Source organism: Planktothrix serta PCC 8927 (assembly GCF_900010725.2).
Taxonomy (GTDB): domain Bacteria; phylum Cyanobacteriota; class Cyanobacteriia; order Cyanobacteriales; family Microcoleaceae; genus Planktothrix; species Planktothrix serta.
In genome coordinates this window covers 240,321-264,232 of record NZ_LR734869.1, presented here as the reverse complement: position 1 = coordinate 264,232, position 23,912 = coordinate 240,321, and the positions used below count along the sequence as shown (strand labels likewise).

The following is a 23,912-nucleotide window of genomic DNA, read 5'->3' as shown; positions in this document are numbered from 1 at the left end:
TAACCCAAAAATCACTATGCAAATCACCCTTGAACTCCCTGATGAAATAGCAGAAAAATTACAGTCTGTTAATATTTCTCGGCGTATTTTGGAACTAATCACTGCCGATTATTACCGTCAAGGTCAAATTGGTGCTTCTGAAGTAAGACGAATACTCAAATTTGCTTCTCGTTGGGAAACCTACGAATTTCTTAAGCAAGAAAAAGCTTATTTACCCTATACTGAAAATGATTTAGAACAAGATGTTCAAAGTATTCGTCATCTTTAACTTATGCAAAAATATCCGATTGTCTTGCAACATAGCGAAGAAGATTGCGGAGCAGCTTGTTTAGCTACAATTGTTAAATATTATCACAAAAATTTTAGTATTAATCGCATTAGAGAAGCCGTTGGTACGGGTCAATTAGGAACAACATTAACAGGTTTAAGAAGGGGTGCAGAAAATTTAGGATTTGATGCGCGTTCCACCAGAGCGCAACCGCAAATATTAGATCAAATGAAAGATGCACCTTTACCCGCAATTATTTACTGGAAAGGTTATCATTATGTGGTTTTATATGGACAAAAAGGCAAAAAATATATTATTGCAGATCCCGGTGTGGGGATGCGTTATGTGACTCGTCAAGAATTATCAGAAAGTTGGTCAGGATTTATTACTCTTTTATTACAACCTGATCCGGTACGTTTTGCTCAACAACCTGACGATAAAATTGAGGGAATTGGGAGATTTTTTCAGCGTATTGCGCCTTATAAATTTATTTTATTTGAAGTTTTATTAATTAATATTGTTCTCGGTCTTTTAGCCTTAACCTCACCCTTTCTGATTCAAATCTTAACGGATGATGTATTAATTAGAGGAGAAGAACAAATCCTAAGAGGATTAGCCATAGCGATTATTATCATGAACTTAGTTAGTAGTGGATTACAAGTGATTCAAGCTAACTTAAGTATGCAATTTTCTAATCGGTTACAATTAGGATTAATTAAAGAATTTGGTCGGAAAATATTAAATTTACCCTTACAATATTATGAAACTCATCGCAGTGGGGAAGTGGTGAGCCGTTTAAAAGATATTCAAGAAATTAATTTCTTTATTTCTCAATCGTTTGTTAGAGTTTTAACTCAATCTTTTACCGCTATTATTTCGTTGAGTCTAATGCTATTTTATAGTTATAAATTAACTTTATTAATCATATCTATTACTTTATTAAGTGCGACATCATCTTTATTCTTTTTGATGTCTTTAAGAAAAAAAATTAAAGATATTATGGTATTAGAAGGCGAAACTCACGGGGTTTTAATCGAAAGTTTCAAAGGTGCAATTACCTTAAAAACAACGACAGCCGAACCTCAATTCTGGGAAGATTTACAAACTCGTTTTGGCAGATTAGCCAATTTAGAATTTAAAATCGGACAAATTGGAGTAACAAATTTTAATTTCTCTGAGATTATTTCTAGTATTGGAGGAATCGTTTTATTGTGGTTTGGGAGTATCTTAGTTATTAATAAAGAATTAACCATCGGACAACTCTTAGCCTTTAATAGTATGAGTGTTAATTTTACTGTGTTTATTAAAACAGTAGTGGGTTTACTGACTGAACTTGTTAGAATAAGAATTATTATTCAACGAATTTTTTCTGTGATTGATTATCCTTCAGAAACCGATAATGACGCTCAAAAAGAATGGGTAACATTTAAAAATAATGATATAATTTACTGTGAAAATATATTATATCATCATGCGGGAAGATTAGATTTATTTAAAGATTTTAATGTTAATATTAAAGGGGGGAAAGTTACAGCAATTATTGGAGAATCAGGTTGTGGAAAAAGTACCTTGGTAAAACTTCTAGCGGGATTATATGAATTGCAGGGAGGAACAATTAGAGTCGGGGCTTATAATTTACAAAATTTAAGTTTAGAATGTATTAGAAAACAAGTGATTTTAGTTCCCCAAGAAGCTCAATTTTGGAGCCGGAGTATTATTGAAAATTTTAGAATTGGATCACCTCATGTTACCTTTGAAGAAATTGTCAAAGCGTGTCAATTTGCCCAAGCGGATAATTTTATTGATAAACTTCCTGATAAATATTTTACAGTTTTAGGCGAATTTGGGGCTAATTTATCCGGGGGTCAGCGTCAAAGATTAGCCATAGCTAGAGCGATTGTCAATGATCCCCCGATCTTAATTTTAGATGAATCTACATCAGGATTAGATCCCATTAGCGAAGAAAATTTATTAGATGAGTTATTACAGTATCGTCAAGGGAAAACCACAATTTTAATTAGTCATCGTCCTAGTGTTAATAGGAGAGCAGATGAGATTATTTATTTAGAAGAAAGTCAATTAAAATTACAAGGAAGCTTAGATAATCTCTTGCAACTTGATGGACAACACTTAAATTTTTTAAAATCATAAGCAACAGTCGTAGGGGCGGGATAACCCCCAAAGTCCGTCAACTTAACCCACCTTAGCCCTGAACTCAAGTTCGGGCTAAAAGCGATCGGCATCTAAAGATGACTAAGAGCCTTCTTCATTAACCCGTTTTAACGGGTTTTAGCTTTGAGCCTGAAATTTATTTCAAGGCTTTTAGCCTTAAGTTGACACTGATGGATAATCCCGCCCTTTCCCGTCAACCGTCAACTCCTTACTGTTTCCAAATAACTCCAAAAGGTATTTTGTAATAACATCGCAACGGTCATGGGGCCAATACCGCCGGGAACTGGGGTAATATATTGGGCGATGGGTTGAACACTGTTGAAATCCACATCTCCGACCAGGCGAGATTTACCGTTAGCATCGGTTATTTTATTAATCCCAACATCGATAACAATAGCACCCGGTTTAACAAAATCTGCCGTGATCATTTGCGGACGTCCAACGGCTCCCACTACAATATCAGCATCACGGGTAACTTTTGCTAAATCCTTTGTTTTTGAATGAGCAATGGTTACGGTACAATCAGCTTCTAATAACATCAAAGCCATCGGTTTTCCGACTAAAATACTACGACCCAAAACAACCGCGTGTTTGCCTTTTAACTCAATGTTATACTCCTGAAACAATCGCATAACTCCGGCGGGAGTACAACTTCTTAACCCTTTTTCACCTCTGGCTAACCGTCCTAAATTTTCTGGATGCAGACCATCGGCGTCTTTTTTGGGATCAATTTCATACAATAACCCAACAGAATCCAAATTAGCAGGAAGGGGTAACTGAACTAAAATTCCATCCACTTGTTCATTTTGATTCAGTTCATGAATAACATCGGTAAGTTCTTCTTGGCTGGTTTCTGTGGAGAAATGTTGACCAAAAGATGTAATCCCGACTTTAGCACAGGCTTGTTCTTTATTGCGAACATACACCGCACTGGCTGGATTATCTCCCACCATAATCACCGCTAAACCGGGAGAACGTCCAACTTTAGTTTGCCACGTCTGCACTTGTTCTTGCAGTTCAGCTTGAATCTTTTTGGCTGTAGATTTACCGTCTAATAGATTATCCATCATTCCTTGTCTTGTCACTCACTCTATTGCAATCGTCTCTATTTTTAGCAGTTAAGCTGGGATTGTGTAGCACTTCTACCTTTGACATCCTCCCGACACCAACGATCAAGCTTATGGTGAGGGATTCCCAAGACTCACGACTTGGTTTTCTGTTTCCGTCCCTTGCGGGTTTTCGCACCCGCCTTAACAGATTTACTCTGCTCAGGTCTTACAGTCGCTCCACAGACTGAAACGGCAAGCCCTGCCGCCAAAATGTTATTTGCTGCATTAATATCACGGTCATGGTGCATCCCGCAATTAGGACAATCCCATTCCCTGATATTTAATGGCAATTTATCTAAAATATGTCCACAGTTTCCACAACGTTTGGAACTGGGAAACCATCGGTCTATTTTAATTAATTTTCGCCCGTACCACTCAGCTTTATATGTTAATTGACGGACAAGTTCTGCCCAATTAGCATCACTAATTGCCCTAGCTAATTTAGGATTCTTGATCAGATTCCCCACCGCTAAATCCTCAACAACTATCGTTTGATTTTCCCGAATGAGTTGAGTTGTTATTTTGTGAGTATGATCCCTTCTGCAATCGGTAATTTGGGCGTGAATTCGGGCTACTTTTTTTCTGGCTTTCTCTCTATTCTTTGATCCCGGTGTTTTCCGACTCAAGGATTTTTGAGCAAGTCGCAGTTTTTTATGTAGCTGATTAAAGTGTTTGGGATTGGCAACCTTAACTCCATCAGATGTTGTAAATAGACTAGAAATTCCTAAATCTATTCCTAAATTTTTATCGGTTGGCTCCAACTTGTTATCAGTTGGGTCATCAATTCTTACGGAGACAAACCATCGACCGCTAGGGTCTAACTTAACTGTTATAGTTGAGGGTTGACATCCAGAAGGGAGTTGACGACTCCACCGAATCGGTAAAGGTTGTTTACTCTTAGCTAGATAGATTTCACCGTTTTTATAGGTGAATGCAGATGACGTAAATTCTGCACTACCTCCATGACGTTTTTTCTTGAAGTTCGGATATTTAGCCCGACCTGCAAAGAAGTTGGTAAAAGCGGTTTGCAGATGTCTTAATCCTTGCTGAAGTGGAACTGAACTAACATCATTAAGAAAGTCTAGTTCCTCTTGTTTTTTCCATGCAGTTAAGTTTGAAGACGTTTGAGAATAGTCTACTCGTTCTTGCCGTTCATACCAAGCTTGGGTTCGTTCTGCTAATGCTTTGTTGTAGATTAGTCGAACACACCCCAATGTTCTCCTCAACAAGTCTTCTTGTTCAGAAGTCGGGTAGAATCGGTAGCGGTAGGCTTTTTCTGTCATGTCTTGCATTCTAACACAAAATCTGTAATTGTTTTTTAATGCCCCGCCATTCATCCCGACACCAACGTTCCTTATGGTGCGGGTCTTCTGGCGCCTATTTTTGATAAATTTAATCTTTTTTCAATAAAAGGTTATAGGCTGGAGAAGAGAATTTTACGAACACTTCCAGACTCCATGACCTTTTCATTTCCACTGAAGTTCACCCAAACCCTGCACATTAGTATTGTATTACTATTTGTGACCGGATTAGTCAGTTGTGGGAGTATTACCCACTCTGAAACTTGGATTAATTTGAACACCGCTAAAATTGATCAGCTTCAACAAAGGCAGAAAATCGGTGCTAAAGTTTATCTACGAGGTAAAGTTGAAAGCCATGCACCATTTTTAGGTGCAGGTGCTTATCAACTCCAAGATAATACAGGTTCAATTTGGGTATTTACCACTCAACCCTTACCCCCCCTCAACCAAGACTTATTAATTCAGGGTAAAGTCGAATATAAAAGTATTTTAATTAAAGATATGAAAGGCAAAGATATAGGAGAGGTTTATCTCAAAGAAATTGAACGTCAATCAGAAATAAAAGGGCAATAGGCAATAGGCAATAGGCAATAAATTATGATTCAAGTTTCTTTGGCAATTCTTTATCGAGATGGAAAGTTTTTATTTCAGTTGCGAGATAATATTCCAGGTATTGTTCATCCGGGGGTTTGGGGATTGTTTGGGGGACATTTAGAACCAGAAGAAACCCCGGAATTGTGCTTAAAACGAGAATTAATAGAGGAAATTGGTTATCATGTTTCTGATGTAATTCTGTTTAATCACTATGCTGATTCTCTGGTTAATCGTTCAGTTTTTTATGCTCCTTTAACGGTTGATTTGAGTCAATTAGTTTTAAATGAAGGATGGGATATGGGGTTATTAACTCCAGAAGATATTCAAGCGGGAGAATGTTATTCTGAAAAAGCGGGAATGGTTAGGTTAATCGGAACTCCTCATCAAAAGATTTTGTTAGATTTCATGGCTCAGAAGTTAATTTAACCCACAATTGGAACACTGCCATCATCGGGTAAAATAGAACGCGGATTAACAGATTCGCCATTCGGTTGACGCACTTCAAAATGGAGATGAATGGAATAGCCTCCGCCATCAATTTCTAACCCTTCATAACCAAAACCTGAACCTCCCCGGACTCCTATAAATTGACCTTTTGTAATAGTTTGACCTACTTTAACCCGAATAGATTGTAAATGAAAATAAACGTGTTCCCAACCATTAGAACGTTTAATATAAATTGCCCGACCTTCGGCACCACTACAATCATTTTTAATATAATCTACCACACCATCACTAGCTGCATAACATTCATCAGGGGTATATCCCCCAATATCAAGACCTGCATGAAGTCTGCCTCTGGCATAACCAAATTCTGCCCTTGACCCCATACTGGTTCCCGTCATCGGCCATATCCAATCAGAATTAGAAGCAGCAAAGGAAGCGGAAGAAACTGAACGGGAGGCGGTTAATTCTTCATCGGTTTCTAAGAGTCTAACTTGATGAGCTAGAACAAACCAAGTGATCATATTTTTGGGTTTAGGAGATAAGAAATTAACCTGTAAATGGTTGTCTTCTGCTTCAGAACAACTTTCTATTTCAAAGATTGTATCACAATAAGCACATATTTTTTCATTATAAGAAATCGCTTCAGCAGCAACGGGATGAAGTTTAAAAACCGTATGTTCTAAAACTTGTAATTTCATCGTGACTTATTTCCTATGATCTTGGTTTTATAAACGGTATTAAAGCGGGAATTAAATATTGGGTTAAGGTATAGGCATCAACCCCTAATTCCGTCCGTTCTCTTGCTGCTAGAATTCCAGCTTGAGAATGCCACCAAACCGCAGTATTAACAATTGATTCTACAGGTTTTTCCGCTAAAATGATAGGGGGTAACAACCCTCCTATTAATCCTGTTAAAACATCGCCACTTCCGCCTCGACCTAAAGCGGGGGTACTATCAGGATTAATCCAAACTTGATTCGGGGTAGCTATACAGGTTCTTGCCCCTTTTAAGACAATAATTGCCCCGGTTAATTCGGCGGCTTGTTTCGCTAAAGTTATTTTATTTTTTTCTAATTCTATTAATTCGGGAAACAGACGTTTAAACTCTCCAAAATGGGGAGTAATAATTGTTGGAGATTGACGAGAAGATAGGGTAAAAAATGGATTGAGTTTAGCTAAAATATTTAAGGCATCTGCATCTAAAATAATCGGACAATTGGCTGTTAAAACTCGGTCTAAAATAGGGTGAGCTTCTGGAGTTAATCCGGGGCCACAAGCAATGGTTTGATAACGTCTTAAATCGATTTCTTCTGAGAGTTTAAGAATAGCTCCATTTTCTGTTTCAGGACAGCCAATAATTAAGGCTTCTGGTAATGCTGAACTGAGCAAAGGTTTAATCGAATTGGGAACCGCAATGGATAACATTCCGATACCGCTTGCTCTGGCTCCCAGTCCGGCTAAAATAGCGGCTCCTGTATATTGTTGGGAACCTGCTATGATTAATAAATGACCGTTTTTATATTTATGAGAATTGGCAAGACGAGGTAGGGGTAAACTGTGAATTGCTATTGATGGAGTGATGCGATTTAGGATAGGAGATTCGCCTAAAATTGCTGTAATATCTGTTAAGGGAATATCAAAATCAATTAGTTCAGCTATGCCAATATAATCTAAGCCGACCTCTTGTAAAAAGGCTTGTTTCCATAATCCTAAACACAGGGTAAAATCTGCTCGAATAGCTGTTCCTAATATTTCTCCAGTATCGGTATGAATTCCCGATGGTAAATCAATACTAACAACAAATTTATTCCAAGTGTTAATTGTATTGATAATAGTAGCTATTTCACCGATAATAAAACGTTCTAAACCAAATCCAAATAACCCATCAATTAACACATCACAGGTTTGTAATTCCTCAATATTAGAACAAACCGGAATTCCTAAACTCACTGCATAGTTAGCATGAGCTTCTGTTAATTCTTTTCGTTTGGAGAAGGGACTATAAATAATAACATAATAGCCCAAAAAATACAGTTCTCTGGCGATAACTAACGCATCTCCGCCATTATGTCCTGGCCCTACTAATATCCCAATTTTATGATAGCGGTTGATTTGTTGTTCTGAGAATAAAGTTTGCAGCCGTTGGCTAATTTTTCCAGCGACTTTTTCCATTAACGCAGCAACAGGTATTCCCGCAGAAAAAATCCGGTCTTCAATGTTTCGCATCTGTTCTGCGGTGACAACAATTTGTTGAAGTTTTTCGGTTCTAAGTTGAGGATTCATAAAATATGTAATATCGCCCTATTATAATATCGTAGGGGCGGGGTTTTCCCGCCCAAAATTATCTCCCAAAATAGAGAGTAGCACGAGGTAATCCTGAATTTTTGAGGTAAGTTTCCCATTGTTGAGCTAACTGTTGATTCGCAAAGGGGCCAACAGCAACAAAAGGATTAGAAGGCGCTTGTTGCATCTGAACACTTTGGGAAGGAACACCCAAAGCCACAATATTTTGAGCCATAGCAACCAGTTGATTTCGTTGACTGGGAATTAAGATAAAATAACCGTTAGTATTCCCTAATCCTAAATTAAAATTAGGTTGATTGGGTACAGGATTAGGAACAGTCGGAATACTGGCTAAAAACGCTTGTAATTGTGCTGTACTGTTAATAATCGAGGAAGAAATCCCCATTAAAGCTAACCTTTGTTGGAGTTGATTTGCATTAGACAGATTAACAAAACTTCCCGCTTGAATGATTAATTGTCCTTGATAGGTTAAGGTTTCTGCATTGGGAGAAGTTTGTCGGACTGCATTTAAAGAAGCCGTCGTTGGACTGACAAAAACTTGATATAATCCTAAATCCGTTGTCACAGGAATTTGACCGGAGGGAATAGAAGTGGTAATCACTTTTATATCGGTTTGGTCAGGAGGAATAATTATTGGATTTACTGTCACCGGATTATTAAAATCTTCTCCGGTTTTAAAGTTAATAATTTCCCCTTGAATTCCTTGCTGTTTTAAGGCTTCAATCAGTTGTTGAGCTTCACTTTGATTAAAATAAATTCCCAGATCAATAATACTGCGATTATTATAGCGTTGCAACATCGCTCCCGGTTGAACTTGTTGCACCACTTCTAATAATAAAGGACTCTCACCATTGACATAAACCCCATAGCGTTGTTCAGCTAAAACCGGGTCTGCTATCCATCCATATCCCCCCAATAGGATTAGGGTAGAAAATAGAGGGATTTTCCCTAGAAATTTTGTAAACCCATTTGTTTTTTTCTGTATTACAATAGAATAGACTGACATTTTAGCGTCCTCCCGTTTTGAGTAGGTTCGATTGATATTGGCAGGTTAGCCAGTAATTTTGATCAAAACTGGCAGATCAGTCAACATTAAAGTTATAGCAACCGCCAAGGCACTTAGGACAGAGAGGGAGGCTAGAACCAAGGGCGGTGAAGTCTTTTCCTCCCAGTTTCCAGTTTCCAGTTTCCAGTTTCCAGTTTCCAGTTCCCTGTTCCCTGTTCCCTGTTCCCTGTTCCCTGCTATAAGTGAGTTTATCGAAATTGGCAAGTTATTCTGATGGGATTATGAGCAAAGTTGTTGTCGGTCTTTCCGGTGGAGTCGATAGTTCTACAGCCGCCGCCCTGTTACAGCACCAAGGATATGAGGTGGTGGGGTTAACCCTTTGGTTGATGAAGGGAAAAGGACAATGCTGTTCTGAAGGAATGGTAGATGCAGCTTCTATTTGTGAACAATTAGGAATTCCTCATTATATTGTCGATAGTCGAGATGTATTTCAAACCTATATTGTAGACTATCTCGTGGATGGATATAGTGCCGGAATTACACCGTTACCTTGTTCTCAATGTAACCGCACTGTCAAATTTGGGCCGATGTTAAATTATGCCCGTGAACAGTTAGGAATTGATCGAATTGCAACGGGTCATTATGCTAGAATTGACTATGATAAAATTAGCGATCGCTATCAATTAAAACGAGCCGTAGACGGCAATAAAGATCAATCTTATTTTTTATACGACTTAACTCAAGATTTACTCGCTGGAACTCTATTTCCTTTGGGAGAAGTCTTAAAAACCGAAACTCGCCAAATTGCCAATCAATATGAGTTAAAAACCGCCGATAAACCCGAAAGCCAAGATTTATGTTTAGTAGAAGCCAATGGTTCTATGCAAGCCTTTTTAGATAAATATATTACAGGGAAAAAAGGCGATATTGTCGATACCGAGGGAAAAGTTTTAGGACACCATGAAGGCATTCATCATTATACCATTGGACAACGAAAAGGATTAGGAATTTCTGCCCCCAATCCTTTATATGTTGTTAGAATTGATGCGGGTCGAAATCAAGTTATTGTTGGGGATAGAGAGAGTGCGGTGCAAACAGAATGTATAATTAAACGAGTTAATTGGGTGTCGATTTCTCCACCGGATAACCCCATTCGTGCCCAAGTGCAAATTCGCTATCGGTCGCAACCCCAACCCGTTACCGTTGTTCCCCTTAATTCCCCAGAAGCAGAAGAAATTGATCCAAAAATCGGGTCTTGCGTTAAACTGATTTTTGATGAACCTATTTTTGGGATTACTCCCGGTCAAGCCGCTGTTTGGTATGACGGAGATTTAGTCTTAGGAGGGGGAATTATAATAAATTGTTAACTGTTAACTGTTAACTGTTGTCTGTTAATAGTTAACAAACAATAACAGTGTATCCTAAACAACAGTAATATTACAGAGAATTTTAGGTTATGAAGTTATACCGATGTTCAACATCAAAAAATAATTCCGAACAATCACGGATTACATAATGGGTCAATTTGTGCTAAAAGATGCAATAGTGCCGATCTAAACCCCCAACTATCAAAGGAAAACAGAGGAACTGTGACCCAAACTTTAATTCCATCCCCTACCATTCGCAATGTTCATCGCACAGTTCTGGATAACAGAATTGTGTTACTTGTAACTGAAAATCCGGCTGCTGATATTATTGCAACTCGTCTGTTTCTGCGAACAGGAAGCCGATGGGAACCCCAGGAAAAATCAGGACTATCCCATCTGTTAGCAGCAGTATTAACCAAAGGAACAGACCAACTTTCCTCCCTAGAAATTGCCGAACAAGTTGAATCCGTTGGAGCTAAATTAAATGCAGACACGTCAACGGATTATTTTTTACTAAGTCTAAAAACCGTTGCTTCCGATTTTCAAGATATTTTAAGTTTAACGGGTCAATTATTACGTTCCCCCTCCTTTCCCGTCGAAGAAATTGAACTCGAACGCCGCATCACCATTCAAGGAATTCGTTCTCAACGGGAACAACCTTTTTCTGTCGCCTTTGAACAACTGCGACACCAGATGTATCAACATCATCCCTACGCTTTATCTACCCTGGGAACAGAAGCCAGCGTTTCCCAACTCAGCCGCGATGACCTCCAAGACTTCCATCAAACCTATTTTCGTCCCGATAATTTAATTATCTCCATCGCCGGACGCATTACCCCAGAAGTGGCGGCGGAACAAATTCAACGGGTATTTGGCGACTGGATAGCACCTCAAACCCCTTTACCGACATTATCCTTACCCACCTTAACCCCCCATCCCCAAAGTTCTATTACCCCTCAAGAAACCCAACAGTCCGTTGTTATGTTGGGATATTTAACCAGTTCGGTCAATAATGAAGACTATTCTGCCTTAAAAGTCTTAAATACCTATCTAGGAAACGGGTTATCCAGTCGGTTATTTGTGGAATTGCGGGAAAAACGGGGATTAGCCTATGATGTATCGGCCTTTTTTCCCACTCGTCTCGACCAGTCTCAGTTTGTAGTGTACATGGGAACGGCGCCGGAAAATACCGATATTGCGATTGAGGGGTTACGCTCCGAAGTTGAACGTCTCGTCAATATTCCCCTAACCTCGGATGAGTTACAAGTGGCTAAAAATAAGCTCTTGGGTCAATATGCTTTAGGAAAACAAACTAACTCCCAACTGGCGCAAATCTATGGCTGGTATGAATGTTTAGGGTTAGGGATGGAATTTGATACGGAATTTCAGACTAATATTTCCGCCGTGACTTCAGAGGAAGCTTTGCGAGTCGCTCACCACTATTTTATTGAACCTTATCTATCCGTCGTTGGCCCAGCAGCCTTTGTGGGTTCCCAGTCCTAGGTTTTCTGCTTCCCTGCACTGGTACAATTACCTTCAAGGTTCAATGGGAAGCAGAAATCCCTCAATTGAGAGTGGGAGGAGGATTGTTATGCAACAACAACAGAATAATTACGAGTTTCGGTTCACAATTCACCGTTATTTATCGATAGCGTCTGGGTTTGTTATCGGGTTAAGTTTGATACCGTCAGCAATTGCTCAAACCCCGAATCTGTCCCCGGTAAAAATTGCCGTAGAAGTCAGTCGTCCGGTTTTGAAAATGGGGAGTCAGGGAAAGGACGTTTCTGAGCTACAAGCCACCCTGAAATTATTAGGATATTATCAGGGTGCTGTTGATGGGATTTATTCGGAACAGACCGCAACGGCCGTTTCTCAGTTTCAAACCGCCGCCGGGTTAACGGTTAATGGAATTACGGATAGTACAACCTGGAACCGTTTATTTCCTCCCGTGACTCCAACCGCTACATCAGTTACAAATAATACGGTTTGTCCGCCAGCCGTTGTCAGTAATTCTACGGATACAGCAACAGCAGCTACTACACCTGATAACCCTAGTTTTCCGATTCTGCGTCTGGGAATGCAAGGAATAGCGGTAACGGGTTTACAAGAACGTTTGAAAGCCAAGGGATTTCTCAAAGGTGGCGTTGATGGGGTATTTGGCCCGGAAACCCAATTAGCTGTTAAAGCCGCTCAAACCGAATATAAACTAAAATCCGATGGCGTTGTTGGGCCAGAAACTTGGATTATTCTGTTACGTTGATAGGATAATTGTAGGGTGTGTAAGCGCAGCGCACGCACCAACTGTGAAGTGTAAGGTGAGGCGTGAGATGTAGCGAAAAAAGGTAGAAAAAAAATGAGATTAAGAGTCACTGAAAATGGTCTGGTCATTCCCCCATATTTTTTGGCAGGTTTAGATGAGGTTGAAATTAGCAGAGAAGGAGATGTAATTAGCATTGAAAAAGTCAATAAAAATTCCACTCAAGAAAGCATAGATATTTCTATTGTACAAGGAGAAGTCGCTCAAAATTTGCTAGAAGAAAAGCTTAAAACAATTAGGGAGTTGAGGAAAAATACACCCGAAAATCCAGCTAAAGTAGCTCTAGCGCAAAGGTTCAGCGAGTTGTGCCGAGAAATCCAAGAATTACACACGGACAATCCTTTATCGGAAGCAGAAATTGCAGCAGAAATTGAGGCAGTGAGAATCAGAGAATGAAGATTATTATTGATACAAATGTTTTAATTTCTGCTACCATTGCCGATGGAAAACCAGAACACACAATTGATTTTATTGTAGCCAGCGATGACTGGGATTGGATTGTATCAGAAGCAATTTTACATGAGTATCGCCAGGTTTTAAATCGTCCGAAACTTAAATTAAGTGATCCAGTCAAGCAAAAATGGTTAGATATTGTTAAGGAAGCTACTATTAAAATTAATGTAGAAGAGGTTGGGAGTTTTCAGGATTTAACCTTAAACGAAAATCCTGAATTATGTTATAAATTTCTGCCAGTTTATCTTCAGGAATATCTTGGAGTTCTTCCATGATTTGATCGATGATCATAAATCTTCCCAGGTTGAAAAAATATACAAAGTAAACGCTAATTATCCATCTATAGAAATTATATAATAAAATACTGTAGGGTTCTCCATCGCGGCACACGCACTAACAGTCAATCTCTTTAACGTTTGCTATGACTCAAAGATTGGTTTTTCATATATTCTTTAATCACAGGTTCAAGACTCCAGCAAGATTCTTTATTGTTCCTGGCTTGTTGAATTAAACCCCGTTTTTTTAAAGATTGTATCGCCCTTAAAAAATCGGTATCAGATGAAAATTCTGTAGGTTTACTCAAAATATTGACTGTTTTATCTTGGTTAGCTAACCACAACATCAGAAGTTGTTCAGATTCGGATAACCGTTGATAATGTTGTTTAATCAAAGGTTCTAAATCTCCTAAAAATAGAGTTTTATAGGATAAAAATTGCTCAACACTGTCATTAAATAAATCTTTGATCGTAGAAGCAATAATATTTAACCAGAGGGGGTTGCCGCTATAACGTTGAATGAGTTCTGACCATTTGTGTTGGTCTGTGAGTTTTCTGTCCGCTAGAAGTTGTGTTGCGGCTTGACCTAACCCTTGAAGTTGTAGGGTTTTACAATAGCGGTTTTCGGTTTCTAGGTTGGCGATTTCGATGGGTTGTTCCCAACTGAGGAGGAGGAGACAACTATTATGGGCAGATCTGCCAATTTCGGTTAACAGTTTACCATAATTTTCATATTCTGACAGGTAGTTTCCGACGAATTGACGGGGGGTTAAGGTGTCTTGGAAGTCGTCGAGGATGATTACAATCAGCAGAACAAAATCTAAACTATAATGAGAATCTAGTGGCCCTGAAATGCTATGACCCTAGATTCACTTTAGTATGATTATGCCTCAAGCTTTGAAAGCAATTTATCGTAATGGCACATTTATTCTTAAAAACCCCTGTAACTTACCTGAAGGGGTTGAAGTTGAGCTTTTTGTGCAATCACCCCAAGTCATTCCACCCCAGATCACTGACATTGGCACTAGACAGAATTTTCTAAAGCAACTTGTGGAGAGGATGCAACAAAATCCTATTCCTTCTAATTCCCCTCGGTTTACACGGGATATGTTGCATGAACGCCGTTGACACAAATATTTTAATTTATGTCAATGATCCGCGCGATCCTGATAAACAAGCAATTGCGGTTTCTTTGGTATCTTCCCTAACAAATGGGGTTTTAATTTGGCAGGTTGCCTGTGAGTATTTGGCTGCCAGTCGTAAGCTAGAGCCTCTAGGGTATAACAGAGGGCAAGCCTATCAATATATTCGAGACTTACAACAGGTTTGGTACACAGCCTTGCCAACTTGGGCTGTGATTGATCGTGCTGAGGACTTAATGGGTCGTTTTAGTTTGTCTCACTGGGATTCAATGGTGGTTGCAGCCTGCTTGGAAGCGAATGTTCAAACTCTCTATACGGAGGATTTTGGGTACTCAGCTATTGATGGTCTAAAAATCGTCAATCCTTTCAAAATTTTATAACCCCCTGCTATGAATTTAGAACTAGAATGGGAGTTTGCGGAAATCTGGGTTGATCCTTGGCTTTCTCCCCCTTATATTTTGATGTTAATTAAAGAACAGTCGGGTAAATTCTCTATTCAAAATCCTGCACAAAACTATAAAACTATTTTTACTAGCGAGACTTACGAAGAAAGCCAAATGTGGTTACTAGAAGATGAATATGAGCGAGTTACAGGTCGCTTTTGTCAACCTGCTTAGATAGATCTCGCGCTTTCTGATATAAAAAACCCCACCTGAAAAATCAGGCAGGGTGTTTAATTAACAATCTAAGCTTTAATCAGAGCCAAAGTTAAACCTTAGTCTAAGCTAGGCATAGAAAGTACAGCTTCCGATTCCCGGTCAATGCCTTTCTCAAAACCAGCCACCGCAGCACGAGCGCGACCTGCGTGCCATAAGTGACCAACCAAGAAGAAGAAGCCCACGATGAAGTGGAAACCAGCCAACCAAGCACGGGGGTTAACATAGTTAAACCCTTGAGCTTCGGTAATGATCCCGCCCACGGAGTTAATAGAACCGTTAGGAGCGTGAGTCATGTACTCAGAAGCGCGACGAATTTGCCAAGGTTGGATATCGTTTTTCAGTTTGTTGAGATCAAGACCGTTGGGGCCCCGCAGTGGCTCTAACCAAGGGCCACGGAAATCCCAGAAGCGCATGGTTTCACCACCAAAGATGATTTCTCCCGTCGGAGAACGCATCAGGTATTTACCCAGACCTGTCGGGCCTTGAGCCGAACCGATATTTGCACCGAGTTTTTGGTCACGGACTAAGAACACAAAGGACTGAGCCTGAGAAGATTCAGCGTTTGTGGGGCCGTAGAACTCGCTCGGATAAGCGGTGTTATTGAACCAAACATAAGAAGCGGCGATAAAGCCCATCAGGGACAGAGCGCCTAAACTGTAGGACAGATAAGCTTCTCCAGACCAGATGAAAGCCCGACGCGCCCAACCAAACGGTTTGGTGAGGATGTGCCAGATACCGCCAGCAATGCAGATCAGACCAATCCAGATGTGACCACCGATGATGTCTTCCATGTTGTCAACACCGATGATCCAACCTTCTCCACCAAAGGGAGCTTTAGTTAGATAACCAAAGATCGCTCCTGGGTTGAGGGTAGGGTTGGTAATGATGCGAACATCACCACCACCGGGTGCCCAAGTGTCATAGACACCGCCAAAGGACATGGCTTTGAACACGAGCAGGAAAGCACCCAGACCTAACAGAATCAGGTGATACCCGATAATATTGGTCATTTGGTTTTTGTCTTTCCAGTCGTAGCCAAAGAAGGAAGAATATTCTTCTAAGACTTCAGGCCCACGAACGGCGTGATAGATGCCGCCTAAACCCAGAACCGCAGAGGAGATTAAGTGCAGAACCCCAATCACAAAATAGGGGAAGACATCAATCACTTCACCACCAGGGCCAACACCCCATCCGAGGGTCGCCATGTGGGGGATCAGGATCGCGCCTTGTTCATACATGGGCTTTTCAGGAATGAAGTGAGCCACTTCAAATAGGGTCATTGCCCCAGCCCAGAACACGATCAAACCAGCGTGAGCAACGTGTGCGCCCAGCAATTTACCAGACAAATTAATCAGACGAGCGTTACCCGCCCACCAAGCAAATCCAGTGGAATCTTGGTCACGGCCGCCGATATAAGAAGTATTAGAGAGCGTTACCACGCGGTAATACCTCCTCAGGGAAAATAAAGTTTTCGTGGGGTTGATCCGAAGGCGCCATCCAAGCCCGCAGACCTTCATTTAACAGAATGTTCTTGGTATAGAACGTTTCAAATTCAGGATCTTCGGCTGCCCGTAATTCTTGGGAGACGAAATCATAAGCGCGTAGGTTTAGAGCCAAACCAACAATGCCGATAGAACTCATCCACAGACCCGTGACAGGCACGAATAACATGAAGAAGTGTAACCAACGTTTGTTAGAAAAAGCAATCCCGAAAATTTGTGACCAAAAACGGTTGGCGGTCACCATCGAATAGGTTTCTTCCGATTGAGTCGGTTCAAAAGCCCGGAAGGTATTGGCTTTGTCGCCATCTTCAAACAGGGTATTTTCTACCGTCGCTCCGTGAATGGCGCACAACAGCGCACCACCCAGAATTCCAGCCACTCCCATCATGTGGAAGGGGTTCAGCGTCCAGTTATGGAAGCCTTGCAGGAACAGGATGAAACGGAAGATCCCCGCCACCCCAAAGCTAGGGCCAAAGAACCAGCCCGACTGACCCAAGGGGTACATCAGAAACACACTGACAAATACCGCAATCGGCCCAGTAAAGGCAATGGCGTTGTAAGGACGAATGCCCACTAAACGAGCAATTTCCAACTGACGCAGACAAAAGCCGATCAGCGCGAAAGCACCGTGTAGAGCTACAAATGTCCACAGACCGCCCAGTTGACACCAACGGGTAAAGTCCCACTGAGCTTCAGGCCCCCAGAGAAACAGCAAGGAATGTCCTAAGCTGTTGGCGGGGGTACTAACGGCGGCTGTTAAGAAGTTACAGCCTTCTAAATAAGAGCTTGCTAAACCGTGGGTGTACCAGGAAGTCACAAAGGTTGTTCCGGTTAACCAGCCACCAAGAGCTAGGTAAGCACAGGGGAACAACAGAACTCCTGACCAACCCACGAAGACGAAGCGATCGCGTTTTAGCCAGTCATCGAGGACGTCAAACCATCCTCTCTCAACTTGCGGCCGTTCGACTGCTATAGTCATTTCAGAACGATCCTCTTGGGTTATCTAAAACATTATCCTTTGTGAAGTACCCCGCAATCAATCGGTATCCCGATTTTTGCTGGGGTTGACCGTTTCACTGGTTTGACCTTTTGTAGAAACAAATCCGAACTGAGTTCGGCCGAAGGTCTGACAAAACAGTTTCTTTCCCTTGCAGGACAAACTGTTCAGCAATTGGTCGGATGCTTTCAACCTACAGTTTATTGCCCTCGTTTAACCGGGGGACATTTAGCGGTAGACTGTTAAGCAAGTTAACATAACTATATATTACAGTTAACAATTTTTGCAAAGGTGTTGACTGTAAAGATTCACATTCTGAGTTTCATGAGTACCCAAACAAAGACCACAACGAGTCAAATCCTTTATAAGAAAGTTACGGGTTCCCGTCGCTTCAGTAACTACTGGTGGGCCAGTGTGATCACGATTGGTGGCACCGGTTTTCTCTTATCCGGTATTTCTAGCTATTTGAAAGTTAATCTTTTACCCTTCGCCGATCCGACCCAACTGATTTTTATCCCTCAAGGTATTGTCATGGGTCTATATGGAGCCGCAGCTTTGTTACTAGCTTTATATTTATGGTTAGTGATTCTGGGGGACTTAGGCGGCGGATACAATGAATTTAATCGGGAAACGGGGAAAGTTAATATTTTCCGATGGGGTTTTCCGGGCAAAAACCGCAAAGTTGAATTCAATTGCAACATCAATCAGGTTCAATCGGTTCGGGTAGATATCAAAGATGGTCTCAACCCCCGTCGAGCTTTGTATCTCAAACTTAAAGACCGTCGGGAAATCCCCTTAACCCGTGTCGGCCAACCTCTACCACTGTCTGATGTGGAAAACCAAGGGGCAGAATTAGCTAAATTTTTACAAGTCCCCTTAGAAGGGCTTTAGGATATCCGACTGCACAAAAAAATTGAAACTGAAGATGAAAAAATTCAACACACAGCACTGGTTTTTACCCTTACTTCTCATTTGTGTGTTAATCGTTGCTGGCTGTGGTTCTAATACAACTTCCGCCGAAACCCAAACTCAAGATAATCTCTCTGCTGATCCGACCGTTCCTCCTAGTTCTCCAACTTTAACTCAACCTATGGCAAATTCACCCCAATTAAACGGAAAAGCAACGGTAGTAATGACGGTCAACGGATCGCCGATTACGATTGAAATTGATGGGACTAATGCCCCGATTACCGCCGGAAACTTTGTCGATCTTGTTAATAAAGGGGTTTATGATGGTCTGGCTTTTCATCGGGTTGTCCGTGACCCCCAACCCTTCGTTGTTCAAGGCGGCGATCCTCAAAGTAAAGATCCTAAATTTCCTAGTGCTAGATTAGGTACGGGCGGATTTATTGATCCGGCTACTTCTAAAGAACGGATGATCCCCTTAGAAATTAAGCCCAAAGGGGCAGAACAGCCTATTTATAGTAAAACGTTGGAAAGCGCTCGCATTAAAGCAGCACCCGTTTTATCCCACACTCGCGGGGCAGTGGCAATGGCCCGTTCTCAATTCCCAGATTCCGCTTCCTCTCAATTCTATTTTGCGTTGGCGGATTTAGCCTTTCTCGATGGTAGTTATGCCGTTTTTGGTTATGTTACGGATGGGATGGATGTTGTCGATCAAATTAAACAAGGCGATCGCATTGAGTCTGCTAAAGTGACCCAAGGGTTAGAAAACCTGAAAAATTAAGAAGTGTAAATACATAGAGGTAAGTCCCTGTAGGGGCGGGTTCACCGAAATTGATAGGATTTCTCAAACAACCTTAATTAACCCGCCCTAACTAACTATTATCCTAGATAATTTGCCTCTAAAATGCCTGAGTCTTGACAAAGAATGCAAGTTGTTGTTACTGGTATTGGTTTAATCTCTGCATTAGGAAATTTAGAAACAACCTGGAAACAATTGTTATCCGGTCAATCAGGAATATTCCCCCATCAACCTTTCGGTGAACTTTTAACAAAACCTCTAGCTTTAATTCAAGATATTCCTTCTCATCCTACGGAATTATTAGAAAATGCGATCGCCGATGCGTTAATCATGGCTAATTTAACCCCACCTTTATTAGACTGTGGTGTTGTTATAGGTTCGAGTCGAGGATATCAAGGAAAATTAGAACAATTAGCTTCAGGGTTTTACTCCCCTTTGGGAATAGAAGATATTAATCAATTTGTAGATTATTTACCGTTTAATATCGCTTTAAATGTTGCTAAAAGAATCGGTTCCCTAGGGATAATTTTATCACCGATGGCAGCTTGTTCTACAGGAATTTGGGCGATCGCTCAGGGATTTGAACTGATTCAAACCGAACAATGTCAGCGTGTGCTGGTGGGTGCAGTTGAAGCCCCGATTACTCCTTTAATCTTAGCAGGATTTGAACAAATGGGAGCTTTAGCAACTACAGGTTGCTATCCCTTTGATCGAAATCGAGAAGGATTTGTTTTAGGGGAAGGGGCGGCTATTTTAATCTTAGAATCAGAAGCTTTAGCACTACAAAGAAGTGCTCAAATTTATGGGAAAATATTAGGATTTGGATTGACAGCAGATGCTTGTTATGGTAATAAACCAGATATGTTAGGAAAAAGTGCGATCGCAGCCATCAAAACCTGTTTAAAAAATAGTCATTTATCTTCTGATAAAATTGATTATATTCACACTCATGGAACCGCTACAATATTAAATGATCAACATGAAGTAAATTTAATACAACAATTATTTCCTGAAGGTGTTTCTGTTAGTTCTACAAAAGGGGCGACCGGACATACATTAGGCGCGTCAGGAGCATTAGGAGTGGCGTTTTGTTTAATGGCATTAAATTATCAACTTTTACCCCCTTGTGTGGGTTTAAAAACCTCGGAATTTGATTTAGATTTTGTTACTTCAGTTCGTTCTGATTTAATTAAAAATACTTTATGTTTTAGTTTTGGATTTGGAGGACAAAATGCTATTATAGCAATTACTAAAACCTAACCGTAGGGTGCGTAAGCGAAGCGCACGCACGATTATTTCACATAATCATAACCATAAAAATTGTATTTCACATAATCATAACCATAAAAATTGTATTTCACATAATCATAACCATAAAAATTGTAATAGTCGAGTATAATACCGAGATCAAATCTAAAATTAATATTTATACCACAATGAAAAATAATTAAAATAGCAGTTATATATTTTACGGATTATTAGGGTTTTGGTGCGTGCGCGTTGCTTACGCACCCTACGAGTTGTGATATGATATTAATTGAGGAAAAATGACGGTAATTATTAATGTCATTAATTGAACGATTATCTCAAGTTAAATGGGAACATACCCCCTCAACTCTGTCTCTATTTTCGGGATGTGGAGGAATGGATTTACCTTTACATAAAGCCGGATTTAAAGTGGTTTGGGCGATTGACTCTAATGCTGATGCTTGCAAAAGTTTTCGGCGGAATATTGCGGATGTAATTGTTCATAATCAAATTGAAAATATTAATATTGCTGAAGTTCCTGATGCGGATTTAATTACGGGGGGTTTCCCGTGTCAAGATTTTTCAATGATTTGGAAACGTCCAGGGTTAGAAGGAGAACGAGGTAATTTATATACTTATTTTCTCAAGTTTGTTCAAGCGAAAAGACCGAAAGCGTTTATTGCTGAAAACGTGAAAGGGTTATTAAGTGCTAATAATTATAAGGCGATTCAACGAATTATTTCTGACTTTGAAAATATTGAACCCGGATATTTAGTAAAACCTAAACTTTATAATTTTGCAGATTATGGGGTTCCTCAATTTCGAGAACGGGTATTATTAGTCGGAATTAGAAAAGATACCGGATTTAATTTTATTCATCCTCAACCGGAATATGGATTAAATCGAAAGTATCCTTATCGCACCGCATCACAAGCATTAACAGGAGTTGAAAATATTCCCGATAATAATGAACATCAAAAAATCCAACCGAGAACTATTGAAATTTTAAAACGAATTAAACCCGGAGGAAATTTTACTGATATTCCTAAAGATAGCGAATATTATGTTAAAGGAATGATTAGTCATGTTTACCGACGTTTACATCCTAACCAACCTTCAACGACAATTATCGCAGGTGGTGGCGGTGGAACTTGGGGATATCATTACCAAGAACCCAGAGCATTAACCAATCGAGAACGAGCTAGGTTACAATCTTTTCCAGATGATTTTATCTTTGAAGGATCAGTTACAGAAATTCGTCGCCAAATTGGAAATGCAGTTCCTCCTGATGGGATTGTAGCGTTAGTTGAAGCGTTAATTCCTTTATTTACTGGGGAATATCAGAGTTTTGATTTATATGCAATGGGTGAGAATTTACAAACCTTACCGCTTAAAGAACGTTTGAAATTAGCAAATCAAGAAAGTTGTGAATTTATATCACTCCGGTAAATAGTCTGGGTTTAAAGTTTCTTCTTGAGAAAAGGGAGATTCTACAGGGAAAGTATTGATTGATAATCCCGTTTCATCAGCAGCTAATTCTCTAGCATCTTGATAACATTCTTGAAAAACATCAAGAAAATATCGTTTTAAACTTGGACTACTTTTAAAATCATCTCGTAATCTTTTTCGATGTTCTCGAATAGTAAAGAGCCAACTATTCGTTCGTTTCTCAGATTGATACTTATATTTTAATAAGTGCATTAACAAAATTCTCAGATTACTTCTGATAGCCTTTTTTTCACTTCTGACCATAGCTTCTAATTCTTCAATTAAATTAACGAGATCAACTTTGGCTAATTTTCCCTGTTGTAATTGATGAATGGTATTCATTAACCACAAATGATAATCTTCTTCGTATAAACTAGAAGTTTGTTGAGATTCTGTGATCGGGAGTTGGGTTGTCATGGGATATCCTAGAATCAGTTAGATTTATATAGTAAGTCTAAATGAATTGTACAAAATAATGATCAAAATTATTAACCCTAAAAAATACCTCCATTCCCTTGTAGGGGCGAGGCGCGCCTCGCCCCTACGATTATTTGGATTTCCTATAATTATAGCGGTGCTACCACCGACCCGAAAATACCTTCCTTCGTGTCTTCGTGTCTTTGTGGTTGCTTCTACAGTTTAAAAATTTCCTATCTTAATAAAATAAGTTGGGTTTCGTTACCGCAACCCAACCGACTTAGATCTACTTTAATTTTGAAGACAAATTTAGAAGGTGATATCGAGTTTACTGTGATTGCGATAACACCATCCTAAAACTATGCCTAAAAGGGATAATTTAATCAGTTCTAGGGTAAAATAACTCCAGTGGAGTTGGTTCATGCCATCGGGAATACTCGTAAACCCATTAAATAGGTTGAGGTTAATTCCTAATGCACTCATTTGAGGCGTGAGAATGTAGGTGTAAATCATCGCAATCGCTAACAGAAATAAGGATAATCCGGTGATTGTCCGAATGCGATTACTAAATTTTTCAGGAAGGGTTGTTGCTAATGCAATTAAGCTGGTTAAACCAACGGCGGCACAAACTAACTCAAAACGATTAAACACTGAAAAAATCAGCGTTCCTGCGGAAGTAAATCCTGTCTCTTCCATCATGCCAGAAACATACATTGTTGGCATAATTACAAAGTCAAGAATTAAGCTACCGCCCATCCATAATGCTAAGGCTGTGAGTACCAGCGTTAGCCAGCGCGTAGGATGTTCTTCTAGTTTAGAGACTGTTGGCATAGTGATAACTACCTAATGTATAGAGATATAATTGCTGTCTTTACTTGTTAGTGTAGCGAAGATTTAGCGGATAGAATGTGAAGTATTTTGTATAATAAAAGTTTACAAAATAATATAAAAGTTTAAATATTTATTCTCGCATGGGGTAGAATCAGATTTTTGAATCGAAGTTTCTGGGAAACCCCCTCTTGAGAAAAAACTCGGTTTCGGGGTTGTAATATTTGCTACTTCTCGATAAAATTGTGCGATCGCTTTAATTTTTGTTAAAATTAACTGAAACACAATCAACAATATTAACAAGGAAAAAAGA

Annotated in this window: 27 protein-coding genes; 16 read left to right on the top strand and 11 right to left on the bottom strand. The window is 39.9% G+C overall.

Features of this window, described 5'->3' with window-relative positions; genetic code table 11:
* Positions 1-16: 16 nt before the first annotated feature.
* On the top strand, positions 17-268 hold the full coding sequence (locus PL8927_RS12055) for a UPF0175 family protein (RefSeq protein ID WP_083621669.1): 252 nt from the start codon (positions 17-19) through the stop codon (positions 266-268).
* A gap of 3 nt (positions 269-271) precedes the next feature.
* Positions 272-2,419, top strand: a complete 2,148-nt coding sequence (locus tag PL8927_RS12050; RefSeq protein ID WP_083621666.1) for a peptidase domain-containing ABC transporter — start codon at positions 272-274, stop codon at positions 2,417-2,419.
* Positions 2,420-2,640: 221 nt separating this feature from the next.
* Here PL8927_RS12050 and folD read toward each other — a convergent pair whose 3' ends face one another.
* Together folD and PL8927_RS12040 are read right to left on the bottom strand one after the other, a co-directional pair.
* Positions 2,641-3,507 (bottom strand): bifunctional methylenetetrahydrofolate dehydrogenase/methenyltetrahydrofolate cyclohydrolase FolD, encoded by an 867-nt coding sequence (gene folD, locus PL8927_RS12045; RefSeq protein WP_083621663.1) that lies wholly within the window; start codon positions 3,505-3,507, stop codon positions 2,641-2,643.
* Between the two features lie 134 nt (positions 3,508-3,641).
* Positions 3,642-4,832 carry an RNA-guided endonuclease InsQ/TnpB family protein gene (locus tag PL8927_RS12040; protein ID WP_156093185.1) on the bottom strand — a complete coding sequence of 397 codons (1,191 nt, stop codon included), beginning with the start codon at positions 4,830-4,832 and terminating at the stop codon, positions 3,642-3,644.
* Positions 4,833-5,006: 174 nt separating this feature from the next.
* Here PL8927_RS12040 and PL8927_RS12035 point away from each other — a divergent pair, with 174 nt between their 5' ends.
* Positions 5,007-5,423, top strand: a complete 417-nt coding sequence (locus PL8927_RS12035) for a hypothetical protein (protein WP_083621657.1) — start codon at positions 5,007-5,009, stop codon at positions 5,421-5,423.
* Positions 5,424-5,447: 24 nt separating this feature from the next.
* A complete protein-coding gene (locus tag PL8927_RS12030) occupies positions 5,448-5,870 on the top strand; it encodes an NUDIX hydrolase (protein WP_083621654.1) in 423 nt (140 codons plus the stop codon).
* On the opposite strand, the gene PL8927_RS12025 is transcribed toward PL8927_RS12030, so the two are convergent.
* Genes PL8927_RS12025 through PL8927_RS12015 form a run of 3 tightly spaced genes read right to left on the bottom strand, consistent with a single transcriptional unit; the run spans position 5,867 to position 9,201 of the window.
* Complete coding sequence (locus tag PL8927_RS12025) at positions 5,867-6,589, bottom strand: M23 family metallopeptidase (protein WP_083621652.1); 723 nt, start codon at positions 6,587-6,589, stop codon at positions 5,867-5,869. The two genes, PL8927_RS12030 and PL8927_RS12025, sit on opposite strands and share 4 nt — an antisense overlap.
* Before the next feature lie 13 nt (positions 6,590-6,602).
* On the bottom strand, positions 6,603-8,174 hold the full coding sequence (locus tag PL8927_RS12020) for an NAD(P)H-hydrate dehydratase (protein ID WP_083621649.1): 1,572 nt from the start codon (positions 8,172-8,174) through the stop codon (positions 6,603-6,605).
* A 58-nt stretch (positions 8,175-8,232) separates the two neighbouring features.
* Positions 8,233-9,201 carry an SPOR domain-containing protein gene (locus PL8927_RS12015; protein WP_083621647.1) on the bottom strand — a complete coding sequence of 323 codons (969 nt, stop codon included), beginning with the start codon at positions 9,199-9,201 and terminating at the stop codon, positions 8,233-8,235.
* 281 nt (positions 9,202-9,482) lie between these two features.
* Here PL8927_RS12015 and mnmA point away from each other — a divergent pair, with 281 nt between their 5' ends.
* The 5 genes from mnmA to PL8927_RS11990 all read left to right on the top strand — a co-directional run bounded on the left by mnmA (position 9,483) and on the right by PL8927_RS11990 (position 13,613).
* On the top strand, positions 9,483-10,568 hold the full coding sequence (mnmA, locus tag PL8927_RS12010; RefSeq protein WP_083621982.1) for a tRNA 2-thiouridine(34) synthase MnmA: 1,086 nt from the start codon (positions 9,483-9,485) through the stop codon (positions 10,566-10,568).
* Between the two features lie 222 nt (positions 10,569-10,790).
* Positions 10,791-12,071, top strand: coding sequence for a M16 family metallopeptidase (locus tag PL8927_RS12005; protein WP_083621643.1), 1,281 nt, complete (start codon positions 10,791-10,793; stop codon positions 12,069-12,071).
* An 88-nt stretch (positions 12,072-12,159) separates the two neighbouring features.
* Entirely contained in the window at positions 12,160-12,828 is a 669-nt protein-coding gene (locus PL8927_RS12000; RefSeq protein ID WP_083621641.1) for a peptidoglycan-binding domain-containing protein, read from the top strand.
* Between the two features lie 93 nt (positions 12,829-12,921).
* Positions 12,922-13,281 (top strand): hypothetical protein, encoded by a 360-nt coding sequence (locus tag PL8927_RS11995; RefSeq protein ID WP_083621638.1) that lies wholly within the window; start codon positions 12,922-12,924, stop codon positions 13,279-13,281.
* A complete protein-coding gene (locus PL8927_RS11990) occupies positions 13,278-13,613 on the top strand; it encodes a putative toxin-antitoxin system toxin component, PIN family (RefSeq protein ID WP_083621635.1) in 336 nt (111 codons plus the stop codon). Before PL8927_RS11995 ends, PL8927_RS11990 begins: the two co-directional genes overlap by 4 nt.
* A gap of 134 nt (positions 13,614-13,747) precedes the next feature.
* Here the strand turns inward: PL8927_RS11990 and PL8927_RS28980 are convergent, their stop codons facing one another.
* The gene (locus PL8927_RS28980; protein WP_083621632.1) at positions 13,748-14,008 is read right to left on the bottom strand and encodes a hypothetical protein; all 261 of its coding nucleotides are present in this window, start codon (positions 14,006-14,008) and stop codon (positions 13,748-13,750) included.
* A 490-nt stretch (positions 14,009-14,498) separates the two neighbouring features.
* Here PL8927_RS28980 and PL8927_RS11980 point away from each other — a divergent pair, with 490 nt between their 5' ends.
* The 3 genes from PL8927_RS11980 to PL8927_RS11970 are packed head-to-tail and all read left to right on the top strand — an operon-like array spanning position 14,499 to position 15,372.
* The gene (locus PL8927_RS11980) at positions 14,499-14,741 is read left to right on the top strand and encodes an antitoxin family protein (protein ID WP_083621629.1); all 243 of its coding nucleotides are present in this window, start codon (positions 14,499-14,501) and stop codon (positions 14,739-14,741) included.
* Positions 14,728-15,135: a PIN domain-containing protein gene (locus PL8927_RS11975; protein ID WP_083621626.1), complete on the top strand. Its 408-nt coding sequence runs from the start codon at positions 14,728-14,730 to the stop codon at positions 15,133-15,135. Before PL8927_RS11980 ends, PL8927_RS11975 begins: the two co-directional genes overlap by 14 nt.
* A gap of 9 nt (positions 15,136-15,144) precedes the next feature.
* Positions 15,145-15,372: a hypothetical protein gene (locus PL8927_RS11970; RefSeq protein WP_083621623.1), complete on the top strand. Its 228-nt coding sequence runs from the start codon at positions 15,145-15,147 to the stop codon at positions 15,370-15,372.
* A 98-nt stretch (positions 15,373-15,470) separates the two neighbouring features.
* Here PL8927_RS11970 and psbC read toward each other — a convergent pair whose 3' ends face one another.
* Together psbC and psbD are read right to left on the bottom strand one after the other, a co-directional pair.
* Positions 15,471-16,853 (bottom strand): photosystem II reaction center protein CP43, encoded by a 1,383-nt coding sequence (gene psbC, locus PL8927_RS11965; protein WP_083621621.1) that lies wholly within the window; start codon positions 16,851-16,853, stop codon positions 15,471-15,473.
* Complete coding sequence (gene psbD, locus PL8927_RS11960) at positions 16,837-17,895, bottom strand: photosystem II D2 protein (photosystem q(a) protein) (protein ID WP_083621619.1); 1,059 nt, start codon at positions 17,893-17,895, stop codon at positions 16,837-16,839. Before psbD ends, psbC begins: the two co-directional genes overlap by 17 nt.
* 342 nt (positions 17,896-18,237) lie before the next feature.
* On the opposite strand from psbD, the gene PL8927_RS11955 reads away from it, so the two are divergent.
* From PL8927_RS11955 to PL8927_RS11940, 4 genes are all read left to right on the top strand, one after another.
* Entirely contained in the window at positions 18,238-18,804 is a 567-nt protein-coding gene (locus PL8927_RS11955) for a photosystem I assembly protein Ycf4 (protein ID WP_083621617.1), read from the top strand.
* A gap of 199 nt (positions 18,805-19,003) precedes the next feature.
* Positions 19,004-19,600, top strand: coding sequence for a peptidylprolyl isomerase (locus tag PL8927_RS11950; RefSeq protein WP_407947405.1), 597 nt, complete (start codon positions 19,004-19,006; stop codon positions 19,598-19,600).
* A 144-nt stretch (positions 19,601-19,744) separates the two neighbouring features.
* Positions 19,745-20,878: a beta-ketoacyl-ACP synthase gene (locus PL8927_RS11945; protein ID WP_083621613.1), complete on the top strand. Its 1,134-nt coding sequence runs from the start codon at positions 19,745-19,747 to the stop codon at positions 20,876-20,878.
* A gap of 303 nt (positions 20,879-21,181) precedes the next feature.
* Positions 21,182-22,315, top strand: a complete 1,134-nt coding sequence (locus tag PL8927_RS11940; protein WP_083621611.1) for a DNA cytosine methyltransferase — start codon at positions 21,182-21,184, stop codon at positions 22,313-22,315.
* On the opposite strand, the gene PL8927_RS11935 is transcribed toward PL8927_RS11940, so the two are convergent.
* The 3 genes from PL8927_RS11935 to PL8927_RS11925 all read right to left on the bottom strand — a co-directional run bounded on the left by PL8927_RS11935 (position 22,304) and on the right by PL8927_RS11925 (position 23,884).
* Positions 22,304-22,771: a DUF29 domain-containing protein gene (locus PL8927_RS11935; protein WP_083621608.1), complete on the bottom strand. Its 468-nt coding sequence runs from the start codon at positions 22,769-22,771 to the stop codon at positions 22,304-22,306. The two genes, PL8927_RS11940 and PL8927_RS11935, sit on opposite strands and share 12 nt — an antisense overlap.
* Positions 22,772-23,080: 309 nt before the next feature.
* Positions 23,081-23,602, bottom strand: a complete 522-nt coding sequence (locus PL8927_RS11930; protein WP_083621604.1) for a DUF4149 domain-containing protein — start codon at positions 23,600-23,602, stop codon at positions 23,081-23,083.
* A 102-nt stretch (positions 23,603-23,704) separates the two neighbouring features.
* On the bottom strand, positions 23,705-23,884 hold the full coding sequence (locus PL8927_RS11925; protein WP_156093172.1) for a hypothetical protein: 180 nt from the start codon (positions 23,882-23,884) through the stop codon (positions 23,705-23,707).
* Positions 23,885-23,912: the final 28 nt, after the last annotated feature.